Here is a 15,205-nt window from a genome sequence, read left to right as displayed (position 1 = left end):
TTGACGCCGGCGTCGCTGCGCACCATCCTGGCGGCGCTCGGCCTGCCGTGCGACAGCCATCGCCAGGCGCTCGACAGCATGGCCCAACTGCAGCGCGGCAATCAGTCGCGCGAGTTGCCTCCGCTGATCACTGCAGAAATCGATCAACCGGTCTCCTTGCCCGAACATTGCGGCCTGCACGGTCGCGCCTGCCTGATCACGCTGGAATCCGGCCGCAAGATCGAGCGCCGCGAACACCACGCTGATGGCGGTGTATTGCGGCCATTGCGGTTCCGCCGCGTTGATGAATTGCGGCAGCAGCGCCGAACAGAACAGATAACCTTTTGGATTGGTCACCGCCACCAGGAACGACTTGGCGAAGATGCGCATCGGCGCCGCTTCGCCGTCATCGGCCTGGGCGCGCGACAGATCCAGTCCGCCCTTGGAACGCAGCAACCGGATACCGAGCCACGCCAGGTAGATCGCGCCGATCCACTTGACGACGGAGAACCAGAACTCCGATGCCGCCAGCACCGCGCCCAGTCCGAGCGCCACCGAACCGACCAGCACGAAGTCCGACGACACCGCGCCCAGCATGCCGGGCAAGGAACGACGCACGCCGTAACGCGCGCCATTGGCCAGCGCCAGCAACACGGTCGGGCCGGGCGTGGCGATGGTGACGAGCGCCACAACGGCGAACAGCGCCAGCGTGGTGATGTTGAGTGCATGCGGGAGCAGGTGGATTTCCATGGCGGGCTCACTGTGTGGATGATGGGCGGATTGTACCGATGTTTTTTACCGGTTCAGCTTGTTCCGAGAGTACGCGCCAGAAACGCCCGAATGAGCTCCGGCAACTCGCGATGGAACTGTTCGCGGTCGAAACCGGGCGGATCCTGGGACGGCGGAAAATTCGGCCGCTGCATCGCTTCCGGAAAAGGCGTCAGAAAAGAAAAATGCCCGGCGCCCGCCACCACGGAAAATTCCAGCGGCGTACTTGCCGGCAACTGCGACAGAACTTTCCGGATGCTTTCCGCAGGCGTGATCGGATCGCGCTCTCCCGCCAGCGCCAGCAAAGGCACATGCACGTCATCGAGCGCGCCTGGCGCCATGAACCAGTCGGTCGCCGGCGCCAGCAATACGGCGGCACGGATGCGCGCGTCTGCCACGACCGGCAGCGCTTCTCCCGAACGCGACCAGGGATGTCCACCGGCCAGCGCCAGCGCGGTATAGCCGCCCATCGAATGTCCCAGCATGGCGATGCGACCGGCATCCGCCGCGGACTCGAAAAAAGTATCTGCCAGCACGGCGTCGAGCGCACGCGACGTCTGCCCCGGCCGGCCAATCGCGGCGGCATCGGTGTTGGACAGCGAGCGATCGTTGCGATTGTCGCCGGCATGTTCCGGGCTGACGACGATGTAGCCGTGCGCGGCGAGATGACCGGCTATGCTTCGGTACAGCAGATGCGATCCGCCGCCGCCGTGCGAGACCACGCACACGGGGAACTGCCCCGGCGCGATCGGTGCATCCGGCGCCGCGTCGAAGACATAGGGGCCGATGGTCGTCTGCATGGCGGCGGCAAGCGTCGGATACTGGACCACGCACGGCGCGCTTGCGCCGCGCTCGGGATCGGGGATGTGCAGCGTGCGGATGCCTGAGTTCATGCGGTTGAATGCCTTGGTGTTGTCAGTGATCGAAATGAATCGTGCGGCGTTATGAGACCGAGACCGACAGCGCCGCACCCAGTAGTCATCGCCCAAGCGCCCGGGAGCGCTTCGCCACGCCCGCAGATGCCGCCGGCTTGCGCGCCAGCTCGATGAATGCCTGCAGATAGTCAATCTCCAGATCGCCTTCACGGGCGCCGAGAAAGATCTGTTTGGCGATGCCGTTGGCGCCAAGACGAACCGGGACGATATCAAGCTTGCCGCCGTATTCCTCCACCAGCCAACGCGGCAAGGCTGCCACGCCGCGCCCGCTGGGCGACCATCTGCAGCATGATGTCGGTGGTCTCGATCGTCTTGTGGCGCTTGGGCGTCACGCCGGCCGGCATGAGGAATTGATTGTAGATGTCGAGGCGGTCGGTGGCGACCGGATACGTGATCAATATCTCGTTGGTGAGCTGCTGCGGCTTGACGTATTCCTCTTTGGCCAGTTTGTGGCCGCCGGCAACCACCAGCACCTGCTCGTAGTCGAACACCGGCACGAACTTCAGGCCCGGTTTGTAGAGCGGGTCCGGTGTGACCAGCAGGTCGATCTCATAACCGAACAGCGCACCGATGCCGCCGAACTGGAATTTCTGTTTGACGTCCACATCCACATCCGGCCACGCGGCCAGATAAGGCGACGCCACTTTCAGCAGCCATTGGTAACAGGGATGGCATTCCATGCCGATGCGCAAGGCCCCGCGCTCGCCCTGGGCGAACTGGCGCAGGCGTTCTTCGGCCTGGTTCAGTTGCGGCAGCACGCGGTTGGCGACGGCGAGCAGATATTCCCCTGCCTGCGTCAGCCGCAGGTTGCGCCCTTCTCGCAGCCAGATATCCGTCCCCAACTGCTGCTCCAGCTTTTTCATGCTGTGACTCAACGCCGACTGCGTCACGCAAAGGACGTTGGCTGCGGCCGTCAGGGACCCCTGTTTTTCAACTTCCTGGACTACGGCAAGATGGATGCGCTCTAGCATTGTCGACCATTTCAAATGAGTAAAACTCATGGATCACTGAGTTAATACCATTATACGTCATGGAATTCAGGATCTACCATCTGCCCATTCTTCACTTTTTGGAATTGACAGACCATGACCACGATCCACAATCTGGGCTTCCCCCGCATCGGCGCCAAGCGCGAGCTGAAGTTCGCACTGGAGTCCTACTGGAAAGGCGAATCCTCGCGCGACGAACTGAAAAACCTGGGTGCGCAATTGCGCCAGCGTCACTGGGATAACCAAGCCGGCCTCGATTTCGTTCCGGTCGGCGACTTTGCGTTCTACGATCAAGTGCTCGACATGAGTTTCACGCTGGGCAACCTGCCCGAGCGTGTACGTGATTTCCACGGCGATACCCTGGACAATTACTTCCGCGTGGCGCGCGGTCGCTCGGCACAAGGAGCCGAAGACCATGGCGCCTGCTGCGCTGGTGTCGCCGCCGGTGAGATGACCAAGTGGTTCGACACCAATTATCACTACATCGTCCCGGAGTTCACCGCCTCCACCGAGTTCAAGCTGGACACTTCGCGCCTGCTGACGCAACTGGCTGAAGCCAAGGCGCAAGGCATCAAGGCCAAGCCGGTCATCGTCGGTCCGGTCACTTACCTGGCATTGGGCAAGGCCAAGGACGACTCGGACAAGCTGGCGCTGTTGCCGCGACTGCTGCCGGTCTACGTGCAACTGCTGGATGCGCTGGCCGCGCAAGGCATTGAATGGGTGCAGATCGACGAACCGGTACTCGTCACCGAACTGGACGCCGCCTGGAAAAACGCCTTCAACACCGCCTACGCGGCACTGAAGAACAGCGGCGTCAAGCTGCTGCTGGCGACTTACTTCGGCGAGCTTTTGGAAAATCAAAAGCTCGCCGCCAGCCTGCCGGTGGCCGGCCTGCACATCGACGCCATCAACGGCCGCAACGACGTGCTGCCGCTGATCGAGCTGCTGGCCGCCGACAAGGTGTTGTCGCTGGGCGTGATCAACGGTCGCAACATCTGGAAAACCGACCTGAGCGCCGTGCTGGACTGGCTCGAACCGCTGGCCAACCGCCTCGGCGAACGCCTGTGGGTGGCGCCTTCGTGCTCGCTGCTGCACGTGCCGGTCGACCTGAACAGCGAACAGAAGCTGGATGGCGAGATCAAGTCCTGGCTGGCCTATGCGCAGCAAAAACTGGACGAACTGCGCCTGCTGGGCAAGGCGCTGCGCCAAGGGCGCGATGCCGTCAAGGCCGAACTGGCCGCCAATCAGGCCGCTCTCGCCGCCCGCCGCGCATCGCCGCGCGTCAATGATCCGGCAGTGCAAGCTGCGGTGGCCGGGATCGATTCCCAACTCGGCCGACGCGCCAACGTCTACCAGCAACGCGCCGTCAGGCAAGCCGCGCTGCTGAAGCTGCCGGCTTACCCGACCACCACCATCGGTTCATTCCCGCAGACCCCGGAAATCCGTCATGCCCGCAGCGAGTTCAAGGCAGGCCGTCTCGACAATGCCGGTTACAAGACCGCAATGCAGGCCGAGATCCAACGCAGCGTGCGCGAACAGGAAACCCTGGGCCTGGACGTGCTGGTGCATGGCGAAGCCGAGCGCAACGACATGGTCGAGTACTTCGGCGAGCAACTGCAAGGCTACGCTTTCAGCCAGTTCGGCTGGGTGCAATCCTACGGTTCACGCTGCGTGAAGCCGCCCATCCTGTTCGGCGACATCAGTCGTCCGCAAGCCATGACAGTGGAATGGATTACCTATGCGCAATCGCTCACGGCCAAGCCGATGAAGGGCATGCTCACCGGCCCGGTGACCATCCTGAACTGGTCCTTCGTGCGCGACGACCAGCCGCGTTCGGTCTCGTGCAAGCAACTGGCGCTGGCCATCCGCGACGAAGTGCTGGACCTGGAAAAAGCCGGCGTGCGCATCATCCAGATCGACGAAGCGGCGCTGCGCGAAGGCCTGCCGCTGCGCAAGTCGCAATGGAAAGAGTACCTGGACTGGGCGGTCGAATCGTTCCGCATCACCGCCAACGGCGTCGGCGACGAAACGCAAATCCATACCCACATGTGCTATTCGGAGTTCAACGACATCATCGCCTCGATCGCCGACATGGACGCCGACGTGATCACGATCGAAACCTCGCGTTCGGACATGGAGTTGCTGGACGCCTTCGACAACTTCAACTACCCGAACGAAATCGGTCCCGGCGTGTACGACATCCACTCGCCCAACATTCCGACCCAGGAGCATATCGTGCAACTGATGAAGAAGGCGGCCGAGCGCATTCCGGTGGAACGCCTGTGGGTCAATCCGGATTGCGGCCTGAAGACGCGTCAGTGGGCGGAAGTCTTGCCGGCGCTGGGCAACATGGTCGCCGCAGCCAGAACCTTGCGCGCCGCTGCCTGATCACCGGTTTCGCTATTGCTGGTAAAGCCGTTATTTCGCCAGCCTGAAATCGACCTTGCCGGGCCGTCCCGGCAAATTGAGCTGTGCATGCGCCGGCGGCGCCTGGCTGATCACGACGCCGCGGCGAATCACGAAACGACGCGCGGCGCGCAGGCGGATCGCTTCAATCGGATCGCCGGCGTCCAGCACCACAAGGTCGGCATGGCAACCGACCTGCAAGCCATAGCCTTCCAGGCCCAGAATACGCGCCGGCGTTTCCGTCACGGCGCGGAAGCAGCTGCGCATGGCTTCCTGGCCGGTCATTTGCGCTACGTGCAAGCCCATGTGCGCGACCTCCAGCATGTCGCCCGAACCGAGGCTGTACCAGGGATCCATGACGCAGTCATGGCCGAAGGCGACATCGATGCCGGCGGCCAGCAGCTCCGGCACGCGGGTCATGCCGCGCCGCTTCGGGTAAGTATCATGGCGGCCTTGCAGCGTGATGTTGATCAATGGATTGGCGATTGCCGCGACGCCGGCTTCGCGGATCAGCGGCAGTAGTTTGCTGACGTAGTAGTTGTCCATCGAATGCATCGAGGTCAGGTGCGATCCCGCCACCCTGCCCTGCAAACCCAGGCGCTGCGCATGATAGGCCAGGGTTTCGATATGGCGCGACATGGGATCGTCGGACTCATCGCAATGCATGTCGACGCGCAATCCGTTTTCCGCGGCGAATTCGCATAGCAGCCTGACCGATTCCGCCCCCTCTGCCATGGTCCGCTCGAAATGGGGAATGCCGCCGACCACGTCGACGCCCATGGCGATCGCGCGCTGCAGATTGGCGAAGGCGGTCGGACTGCGCAGCAGGCCGTCCTGGGGAAACGCCACCAGTTGCAAATCAAGATAAGGCGCGACCAGTTTCTTCACGTGCAGCAAGGCTTCGACCGCCAGCAGGCGATCGTCGCAAACATCAACGTGCGAGCGGATCGCCAGCAAGCCGCGTGCGACCGCCCAGTCGCAATATTGCAGCGCGCGCCCGACCAGCGCCTGCTGCGTCAGCTCAGGTTTCAGTTCGCCCCACAGCGCAATGCCTTCAAGCAGCGTGCCGGAGGCATTCACTCGCGGCAGGCCGTAGCTCAGCGTAGCGTCCATGTGGAAATGCGCATCGACGAACGGCGGCGTCACCAGATCGCCGGCGATGTCGATTTCCTGTACGCCCTTGAGGTTTAACGCCGGACCGATTGCCACGATGCGGCCTGCTTCAATGGCGATATCGGCTTGCTGCCCGCCATCAGGCAGCGTGGCGTTGCGTAAGATCAGGTCCATCTGACGTCTCCTTCATCCGTATAGGCTCCAGATTAACGCAGCGCAGCAAATTGTTTGAACATTATTGCGTTCTCGCCGTCTTCCTTGTGGCGCTCTGCCCCGACACTTCTTGACGGATTGACATGTTCAAAAAACTGAACCGAATGTGGCTGAGCAGCCTTAAAAAAGCCGGCAAAGCACACCAGAAACGGGCGAGCAAAGCACTCAAGGCGATCGTATCCAGTCCCAAGGCGAAGCGCGCGCCATCCGGCACGGCCTCGCGCAAGCCCGTGCTTCCAAAGTCACTGCCACGCGCAGCCGCGCCCGGGGACTGGATCAGTTCATCTTGCGTCACCGCCGGCCTGCCGGTGCGTCGCATGCACTACAGGTTGTTCTTGCCATCCCTGGCTCCGGGAACCGCTGCGCCGATTCCATTGATCGTCATGCTGCACGGATGCGAACAGAATGCCGACGATTTCGCGGCCGGCACACGCATGAACCGGCTGGCCGCCGCCAGGGACTACGCGGTGCTGTATCCCGAACAGTCGCTGCGCACGCACCCCAATCGCTGCTGGAAATGGTATGACGCCGCAACCCAGCGCGGTGGCGGCGACATCGCATTGATCGTGCAGATGATCGACAAGATCGTGGCGCAACAGGCGATCGACCGCAGTCGCATTTATGCTTGCGGCATCTCCGCCGGCCGCCATGGCGCAGATCCTGGCGTTGACTCATCCGCAATTGATCGCCGCCGTCGGCATGCATTCCGCTCCGCTGTTCGGTGTCAGTCGCAGCGCGGTCGGCGCCTACGGCGTGATGCAGCATGGCAGTACCCAAGCTCTGGCGCCGATAGACAAGTTGTTGGCCAAGACGCCTGGGTTTCCGGGCATGCCGGCGATCCTGATTACCGGGGACGACGACAAGATCGTGCGTCCCATCAACCAACTGCAGCTGGCCGGGCAATTCCTGCGGCTGAATCATGCCGCCACACAGGCGCCATTGGCGCCATTGCCGCCGGTGACGAAAGACTTTGGGAGGACCTCAAAGCAATTCCCGCGCAAAAATTCGATGACGGTCCGCGACTTCGCCACGGGCTCGAAGGTGCTGGTCCGGTCAGTGCACATCGCCCGCCTCGGTCATGCCTGGAGCGGCGGCGATGACGCGCTTCCATTCAATGCCAAAGGCCCGGACGCCGGCAAACTGATGCTGGCCTTCTTCTCTCGGCATCGACGCAAGCAATGAAAAAGCCCGCGAGAAGCAGATTCAAGCGGGCTTTTTCAGATGAAGGAGACGCTACTCAGGCAGACGGCTTCGTAACTTCCGGACGGTTGCCATAACGTTGCGCCAATATCGCGCACACCATCAACTGGATCTGGTGGAACAGCATCAGCGGCAACAGGACCATGCCGACGGTCTGGCTGGCAAATAAAACCTTTGCCATCGGCACGCCGCTGGCGAGGCTCTTTTTGGAGCCGCAGAAAACGATGGTGATTTCATCTTCCTTGTTGAAGCCGAGACGGCGGCTGCCGAACGTCGTGATCGACATGATGATCGCCAGCAGCAAACAGCTGATCACAATCAGGCTGACCAGCATGACCGGCGGCACCTGGCGCCACAAGCCTTGATTGACCGCTTCACTGAACGCGACGTATACGACGAGCAGGACCGAGCTCTGGTCCACCCAGCGCAGCCAGGACTTGTTGCGATCCATCCAGGCGCCGATCCAGGGACGGGCGATCTGGCCGGCCACGAACGGCAGCAGCAACTGATAGACGATCTTCAGGATGGAGCCCAGCGAGGAATGCTCCGCGTTGTGCGCCACGATGATGACGCCGACCATGAGCGGCGTCAGGAAGATTCCCAGCAGATTGGAAGCGGAGGCGGCACAGATGGCGGCCGGCACGTTGCCGCGCGCGACCGATGTAAAAGCAATCGAGGATTGCACCGTCGATGGCAGCACGCACAGGAACAGGATGCCGAGATAGAGATCCGGCGTAATCACCAGCAACAAGGCGGGCTTGAGAATCAGGCCGAGCACGGGGAAGACGGCGAAGGTGCACAACAGCACCGTCACATGCAGACGCCAGTGCACCATGCCGGCGATCACGGCTTCGCGCGACAGCTTGGCGCCGTGCATGAAAAACAGCAAGCCGATCATGAAGGTGGTGAGCCAGTCGAAGCCGACGGCAACCACGCCGGTACAGGGAAAAAGGCTGGCGGTGAGGACCACCGCAAACAGCATCAACGTCAGATTGTCGGGAAGGAAACGGGGGCGTGCCATAAGAATCTTTGCAGGTTGGTTCCGGAAACAAGGTCCTGTCGGACCAAACCCGCTATTTTACGCGAGTCCTGCAAAGCGACGGAACGGGGGGAAACCCGGCGGTATTCAGAGAAGAGAATTAGAGAATCAGGGAATTACCAGATCCAGAACATCAGCAGCCACGCGTAGTTGACCAGCGCGAGCGCGCCGATCACGGGCAGCATGGCGAGTACCCGGCGCGAGAATGCTTCCGTGTGCTGGCCGATGACTTTCCAGGCCAGCAGTACGCTCCACAAGGTCATGACCGTGAGCAAGGCGGCGCGCACGTCATTGGCCCAGTCAACCGGCCAATGTTCCGCACGCAGCAAGCTGATGGTGGTTGCCGACAAGCCGACGAACACGCCGCAGCCGGCCAGCGGAATCGTTGCCTGCACCAGATGATTGAAGCGGGAACGGCTCCATGATCCCAGCACCAGGTTGCTCAGTGCGAACAAGGCGGTCAGCGCGGTGCCCAGCACGGCGGCGGTCGCCAGGATGTAAGCCACCACGAGGCCGCCGTCGAGCCAGGAAAACACGTCGCTTTGTTGCGGATAGTTGGTGAGCAGCCACCATGGCGCGTTGGTCGCAAACGGCCACATGATGTCGCGATCGATCAGCCAGGTGGCGATGAATTGCTTGGCTTCGACGAACCAGGGGCTGGCGCTCCAGTGGAACGCGCCGATGGCGATGCCGAACAGGCCGTACAGCGCCAGCGAGCTTTCCCACAGGTTGTTGCTGGTGCGGCCGACCTTGACGATTTCAACGGTCGGTGCGCGCCATGTCAGCGCGATGGCGTCGCGATGGCCGCTGCAGCGACCGCACATATGGCAATCGGAAGCCCCCTTCATGTTGCGCAGGGGAACCAGCGGCGCGCAATTGACGGCGATGGTCTTCTTGCCGTGAGTATCATAGGAAGCACGCCAGGCGTCTTCGTTGACTTTGTAATGAAATGGCGCCAGCTTGGCCAGCAAGCCGAACACGCCGTTGACCGGGCACAGGTATTTGCACCAGACGCGCTTTTCGCGGCCGTACAAATAGCCGACGATCATGGCGCCGAGGGTCGATCCGCCGAGCACGAGCAGTACCGCCTTGGGATATTGATAGACGCTGACCATCTGACCATAGATCGTGGTGAGCGCAAACGCGAAGAAGGGCCAGCCGCCCCAGCGCATCCAGCGCGGGATTGCCCGGTTTTTACCGAACTTGCTGGCAAACTCGGTCAATGCGCCTTCGGGACACAATACGCCGCACCAGACACGGCCCATCAGCACCATGCTGACCAGCACGAACGGCCACCAGATGCCCCAGAAGCAGAACTGCGCAATCAGGGTCAGATTGGACCAGATATGCGCGGTTTCGTCCGGCAACGGCAGGAAAATGGGAACCAGGATGAGCACGGCGTACACCAGTACGACGATCCACTGAATACCGCGGATCAATGCGCCATTGCGGCGCATCCAGTCACCCGTCCGCGCCAGACGGGTATTGGGAAGCGTACTGGTGCTCATATCGCCTTATGCTGCTTGCCTGTTAACTTGTGTAGATTTCGACTTGCCAAGCGCGGAGGATATCACAAGCCAATATATGACATAAATTGCAATACTCATCAGCGCCGGGCGGGCGCGATAGCCGGTCAGCGTCGATATCAGGCTGCCTGCCGTGCTCGAATCATCCAGCAGCCAGCTGGTGTCCCAGACGGGTGCAGTGAGGGTCGAGACGAAGCCGAGCGAGGAGAACCAGTCCGAGCTTTCCAGCAGCAGATCGAGCAGCTTTTCAACCCCCGTCAGCAACAAGCCGGCTGCCAGCAGCAACAGGATGATTTCGGTCACCTGGAAAAAACGACGCCAGGAGAAAACCTTGCCGCCCAATTGCAGCAGGTAGAAAGTCAGGAACGCCAGGGCGAAACCGAGCACGCCGGCAAAAATCAGCGCGCCGCGGCTGGCGTCCTGTTCGCCCATGCCGATCCCGTAAAGGAACACGGCCGTTTCGCTGCCCTCGCGCGCAATCGCCAGCGCCACCAGCAGGAACACGCCCCACCAGTTGCCGGCTTCATAGTTGGCCTTCATCGAGCTTTCCATGTCTTTCTTGAGCGTGCGACCGTGCTTGCGCATCCAGAACACCATTTGCACGATCAGCACCGCGGCGATCAGCACCATGCCGATCTGGAAATATGTCTGGGCGTCGCCCGACAGGAGTTCGCTGAAACCGAGCAAGGCGGCGCCCAATGCCAGCGCAGCCACAATGCCTGCCGCCACGCCGCCCCAAAGATACGGCAGGCCGCGACGTGCGGCGGCATCGCCGTTATTCAGCCAGGCATACAGAATCCCGACCACCAGCAAGGCCTCGACGCTTTCACGCCAGACGATAAATAGCACCTGCCCCATTACATCCCTTTCAATTGCATATTGCCGATAACCACGATCACAACTCTGCGCCGTTTATTTGGCGACGATGACGCCTTGCGGCATGTTCAGATGGAAGTCGTCGAAAAACTTGTACTCGCCCGGACGCAAGGGTGCGATCACGACGAAGGACTGTGCGCCCGGCGCCAGGACTTTTTCCTTGCGCAACTCCACGCTTTCGAACTCGGCGGCGGTTTTGCCGACGTTGTGGATTTCAATCTTGATGCGCTGCCCGGCAGGGACTTCGATGCGTGCCGGTTTGAATTTGCCGTCCGCCATTTCAAGCTTGAAGGTCAGCAGATCCGAAGCAAATGCGGCGGCTGCGGACAGCGAGCAGGCCAGGCCGATCAAGGTAGCCAAAATGCGCGAGGATTGTGAAGATTGCAAAGGTTGCGATTTACGCAAGAACATTCAGTACTCCCAAACTACATGGCCTTGCACAAAGGCAAGGCCGGTCCACTCGGCATGCGCGATCGGCTGCGCATGCGCTCTCGCTAAACCAGCTCGGTCGCTGATTAATAGCCGCCCTTCTTGCCGACGCCGGCGAAGGTGAAATCGTAGGAGAGTTCAAATGGCTTGAACCAGGCGCCGACACCGGTTTCCTTGTCGACGTGACGGCCAAAGTGGGCGTGCGCGTTGGCAGATGGCGGCGAGATGGTCAGCTTCAGCTTGTACTTGCCCGGACCGTCGAGCTTGACGTTGTCGCCGTAGTGCGGGCCGTCGCTGGCCACCATCGGCATCATGTCGCCCTTGATGACCTTGGTTGAACCGGCCTTGGTCAGTTCGAATTTGATGACCAGATAGGGCATCCAGTCGCCTTCGGCAAAACCGTTGGGATTCTTGGCGACGGCGCGGATATCGGCTTCCAGATGGACGTCCGATTCTTCCGCCTTGCGCATCATGCCGTCCGGTTCCATCTTGATCGGTTGCAGGTAGACCGCGCTGACTTCCATGCCATTCTGAATCTGCGGTTTGCCGATAGGATATTCGGCGGCGCTGGCGGCCGAGAAGGCTGCGAACATGGCGGCGGCTACTGCGAGTTTCTTGATACCGATCATATGATTTTTCTCCTACGCGTTAGATGATAATGATTACCATTAAAGTATAACACTTTATAGGAGCAGGTATCAGCGCCGGATCTGAAATTGACGAATCGGAAGAGCGACGGAAGAGCGCGAAGTCGTCCGAAAAATCGACCGGACAATAAAAAACCCGCACCTTGCGGCGCGGGTTAAATCTAATTCAGGGGATGAATTAGAGGGGGGAGTTCGTAAGATATACCCCGTCTCACCCTGTATCTATCGCTATTACAAACTGTTACGGTTATTAACAAGTCTTGACGCTGCACAGCGAGTCCCGTTTGTGCCGGGTGTCCTTACCGTCATCGCTACGGTCATCGAATTGTCATAATAAGGCCGTACGCCGCCGCTATCATGTGAGCTTCGCGCGCCCTGCTTTTCCGTATCCGCATACCATGTCCCTGACGCTTCCCGACATCGAACTCCTTTTCCGCCGCCACGGCCACGCCCAGTACACCGGAGAGCCCGTGACGCAACTCGAACATGCCTTGCAAACCGCTACGCTGGCCGAGCGTGAGAATGCGGCACCGGCGCTGATCGCCGCCGCGCTGTTGCATGACCTCGGCCATATGCTCGAAGACGCCTCCGCCGGCTACGACATCCACGACACGCCGACCGCCAATGGCATCGACGACTTGCATCAATACCGCATCCTGCCGTTCCTGCGCGCCATCTTCGGCGAAGACGTGCTGGCGCCGATACGCTTGCACGTCGACGCCAAGCGCTATCTGTGCGCGGTCGAGCCGGCGTACTTCTCATCCCTGTCGGCGGACTCGGTGCGCAGCTTGCAATTGCAAGGCGGCGTCTTTGACCGGCAGCAGGCGGAAGACTTCATCGCCATGCCGCACGCAGTCGACGCCACTCGCCTGCGGCGCTGGGACGACCTCGCCAAGACCGCCGGCCTGGCGACGCCGGACTATGCGCATTTCTCGCGCTACCTGACGCTGTGCGCCCACGCCTGAATTTCTTCCGAGATCGCCCCGCCTGATTTGCTGATGACAAAACGGAAACTTTTCTTCCGCTTTTGATATTGCTTTCCCGTTATTTTTCATTATTCCGGATCATTCTCCGGTGCTAGCATCCTCGGCAATCCAATATCGTCGGCGCGGCCATTGAGGCTCGACGGCGGCACAAAATAACGAGAGACGCATGAAGAACTGGAAAGTCGGGACGCGCTTCGCCGCGGGCTTCGGGGTGGTGTTGCTGATGATGGCGATCGTTGCCGCAATGGGGATCTGGCGCCTGCAGTCGGTGGCCGAAGCGACCAATGCCATGATGCAGATGCCGCTGGCCAAGGAACGCCTGATCAGCGACTGGTATTCAAATATTTCCACCTCGATCACACGCACCACCGCGATTGCGCGCAGCACCGACCTCAGCCTGGCCGGGTATTTTGAAACGGCGACCGGCGACGCGGCAAAGAATGCCGCTGCACTGCAAGCCAAAGTGCAGCGCCTGCTGGATACGCCCGAAGAACAAAAACTGTTCGCCGATATCGACGCCAACCGCAAGGCTTACCACGAAGCCGGCAACACCATCCTCGCCTTGCGCGCCGAAGGCAAGCTGTTCCAGGCCAAGAACGCCTTCGAGAAAAATTACCTGCCGAGCGCCGCCCGCTACCAGGCCTCGGTCGACAAACTGTTGCGCCTGCAGCGTCAGGGCATCGACCGCGTTGCCGGCAGCATTGACGCCACCTATCGTTCGAGCCGCCTGGTGCTGCTGGCGCTGAGCGCGGCCGCCGTGCTGTTCGGCATCGCCGCCGCCATCGTGCTCACGCGTAGCCTGCTGCGCCAGCTCGGCGGCGAACCGGCCTATGCGGTGCGTGTCGCCGACCGCATCGCGTCAGGCGATCTGACGGAAACAATCCGCCTCGCCGACAACGATGAGACCAGCCTCATCCATGCGATGAAAACCATGCAAGGCAACCTGGCCCGCTCAGTCGATCACATCAAGCAATCGGCGGAAACCATCGGTACCGCGTCGAAGGAAATTTCCGTAGGCAACCTCAATCTGTCGTCGCGCACCGAACGCCAGGCCGGCTCGCTGCAAGAGACCGCATCGGTCATGCAGCAGCTCACCTCGGCCGTCAAGAAGAACGCCGAGAGCGCCCTGCACGCCAACCAGCTCGCCGCCTCGGCCTCGCAGGTGGCGATTGCCGGCGGCAACGCAGTCAATCAGATGGTGGGAACCATGGCGACCATCAATGAATCGTCGCGCAAGATCGTCGACATCATTTCGGTCATCAACGGTATTGCCTTCCAGACCAATATCCTGGCGCTGAACGCTGCGGTGGAAGCGGCGCGCGCGGGTGAACAAGGCCGCGGCTTCGCGGTGGTCGCCACCGAGGTGCGCGCACTGGCGCAACGCTCGGCCGGTGCGGCAAAGGAGATCAAGAGCCTGATCGATGATTCGGTCGGCAAGATCGTTTCGGGCAGGACATTAGTGGAGGAAGCCGGCGCCACCATCGGCCAGGTGGTCGACAGCATCAGGACGCTCAGCGATTTCGTCGCCGACATCAGCAACGCCAGCCTGGAACAAAGCACCGGCATCGAGCAGGTCAATCAGGCCATCATGCAGATGGACGACGTCACGCAGCATAACGCCGCACTGGTGGAAGAAGCCACGGCGGCGGCGCAATCGCTGCTGGATCAAGCCGGCTCGCTGGTGACGGTGGTGAACACCTTCAAACTGTCCTCGTCGCGCGAACTGGTGTTGAACGCGTAATTCTTGCGTCAGTGCGGACGCGCGGCTTACAGCGGATTCTGATCAATCCATTCAGCGGAAAAATCGAGGATGTAGGCGACGGCGTCGTCTTCACTGGGAAACTCGGTAGTCGGCAATTCGCGCACGTAGCGAATTTCGCCGCTTTCGTCGTAGCCCGCCCGGATGATGAAGCAGGCGGCATATTGGCCGTTGTCCTGCAGCGCCACTTGCGGATAGACGGCTTGTCCCTTGTAGGGAAATTTGCTGGTTGCGCTCATGAATGCTCCACGGTCTGGTCTGGAAGTCTGGAATAGGTCAAAAACAAAAGGGCCCGTCTTTCGACGGACCCTTTTCATTTTGGTGCGGCTGGCAGGAATCG

The 15,205-nt window shown here is 61.0% G+C and carries 12 protein-coding genes and 3 pseudogenes; 4 read left to right on the top strand and 11 right to left on the bottom strand.

Features of this window, described 5'->3' with window-relative positions; genetic code table 11:
* Positions 1-218 precede the first annotated feature (218 nt).
* The 3 genes and pseudogenes from HLUSI_RS29150 to HLUSI_RS29145 form a co-directional block, all read right to left on the bottom strand.
* Positions 219-729 (bottom strand): annotated as a pseudogene (locus HLUSI_RS29150) (LysE family translocator); the annotation flags it as partial.
* Between the two features lie 53 nt (positions 730-782).
* Positions 783-1,640, bottom strand: coding sequence for an alpha/beta hydrolase family protein (locus HLUSI_RS0116795; RefSeq protein ID WP_016835069.1), 858 nt, complete (start codon positions 1,638-1,640; stop codon positions 783-785).
* Positions 1,641-1,725: 85 nt separating this feature from the next.
* A pseudogene (locus HLUSI_RS29145) lies at positions 1,726-2,653 on the bottom strand (LysR family transcriptional regulator).
* 114 nt (positions 2,654-2,767) lie between these two features.
* Here HLUSI_RS29145 and metE point away from each other — a divergent pair.
* Entirely contained in the window at positions 2,768-5,059 is a 2,292-nt protein-coding gene (metE, locus tag HLUSI_RS0116785; RefSeq protein ID WP_016835068.1) for a 5-methyltetrahydropteroyltriglutamate--homocysteine S-methyltransferase, read from the top strand.
* Between the two features lie 30 nt (positions 5,060-5,089).
* Here the strand turns inward: metE and HLUSI_RS0116780 are convergent, their stop codons facing one another.
* The gene (locus HLUSI_RS0116780) at positions 5,090-6,364 is read right to left on the bottom strand and encodes an amidohydrolase family protein (RefSeq protein ID WP_016835067.1); all 1,275 of its coding nucleotides are present in this window, start codon (positions 6,362-6,364) and stop codon (positions 5,090-5,092) included.
* A gap of 61 nt (positions 6,365-6,425) precedes the next feature.
* Entirely contained in the window at positions 6,426-6,698 is a 273-nt protein-coding gene (locus HLUSI_RS34260; RefSeq protein WP_162098081.1) for a hypothetical protein, read from the bottom strand.
* Between the two features lie 22 nt (positions 6,699-6,720).
* On the opposite strand from HLUSI_RS34260, the pseudogene HLUSI_RS34970 reads away from it, so the two are divergent.
* Positions 6,721-7,585, top strand: a pseudogene (locus HLUSI_RS34970) (extracellular catalytic domain type 1 short-chain-length polyhydroxyalkanoate depolymerase).
* Positions 7,586-7,640: 55 nt separating this feature from the next.
* Here HLUSI_RS34970 and HLUSI_RS0116770 read toward each other — a convergent pair.
* The 5 genes from HLUSI_RS0116770 to HLUSI_RS0116750 form a co-directional block, all read right to left on the bottom strand.
* The gene (locus HLUSI_RS0116770; RefSeq protein ID WP_016835064.1) at positions 7,641-8,624 is read right to left on the bottom strand and encodes a bile acid:sodium symporter family protein; all 984 of its coding nucleotides are present in this window, start codon (positions 8,622-8,624) and stop codon (positions 7,641-7,643) included.
* Between the two features lie 134 nt (positions 8,625-8,758).
* On the bottom strand, positions 8,759-10,099 hold the full coding sequence (locus tag HLUSI_RS0116765; RefSeq protein ID WP_016835063.1) for a 4Fe-4S binding protein: 1,341 nt from the start codon (positions 10,097-10,099) through the stop codon (positions 8,759-8,761).
* 57 nt (positions 10,100-10,156) lie between these two features.
* The gene (locus HLUSI_RS0116760; RefSeq protein WP_016835062.1) at positions 10,157-11,026 is read right to left on the bottom strand and encodes an FTR1 family iron permease; all 870 of its coding nucleotides are present in this window, start codon (positions 11,024-11,026) and stop codon (positions 10,157-10,159) included.
* 54 nt (positions 11,027-11,080) lie between these two features.
* Positions 11,081-11,395 (bottom strand): cupredoxin domain-containing protein, encoded by a 315-nt coding sequence (locus HLUSI_RS0116755; RefSeq protein WP_016835061.1) that lies wholly within the window; start codon positions 11,393-11,395, stop codon positions 11,081-11,083.
* Positions 11,396-11,559: 164 nt separating this feature from the next.
* Positions 11,560-12,102 carry an iron transporter gene (locus HLUSI_RS0116750; RefSeq protein WP_016835060.1) on the bottom strand — a complete coding sequence of 181 codons (543 nt, stop codon included), beginning with the start codon at positions 12,100-12,102 and terminating at the stop codon, positions 11,560-11,562.
* 416 nt (positions 12,103-12,518) lie between these two features.
* Between HLUSI_RS0116750 and HLUSI_RS0116745 the strand changes: the two genes are divergently transcribed.
* Together HLUSI_RS0116745 and HLUSI_RS34655 are read left to right on the top strand one after the other, a co-directional pair.
* Positions 12,519-13,085: a phosphonate degradation HD-domain oxygenase gene (locus HLUSI_RS0116745; RefSeq protein ID WP_029363633.1), complete on the top strand. Its 567-nt coding sequence runs from the start codon at positions 12,519-12,521 to the stop codon at positions 13,083-13,085.
* Between the two features lie 187 nt (positions 13,086-13,272).
* Positions 13,273-14,847 (top strand): methyl-accepting chemotaxis protein, encoded by a 1,575-nt coding sequence (locus HLUSI_RS34655; RefSeq protein ID WP_016835057.1) that lies wholly within the window; start codon positions 13,273-13,275, stop codon positions 14,845-14,847.
* 26 nt (positions 14,848-14,873) lie between these two features.
* Here the strand turns inward: HLUSI_RS34655 and HLUSI_RS0116735 are convergent, their stop codons facing one another.
* Complete coding sequence (locus HLUSI_RS0116735; protein ID WP_016835056.1) at positions 14,874-15,104, bottom strand: hypothetical protein; 231 nt, start codon at positions 15,102-15,104, stop codon at positions 14,874-14,876.
* Positions 15,105-15,205 lie beyond the last annotated feature (101 nt).

The sequence above is a fragment of the Herbaspirillum lusitanum P6-12 genome (assembly GCF_000256565.1).
Taxonomy (GTDB): Bacteria; Pseudomonadota; Gammaproteobacteria; order Burkholderiales; family Burkholderiaceae_D; genus Herbaspirillum; species Herbaspirillum lusitanum.
This window is presented reverse-complemented; position numbering and strand designations above follow the sequence as displayed.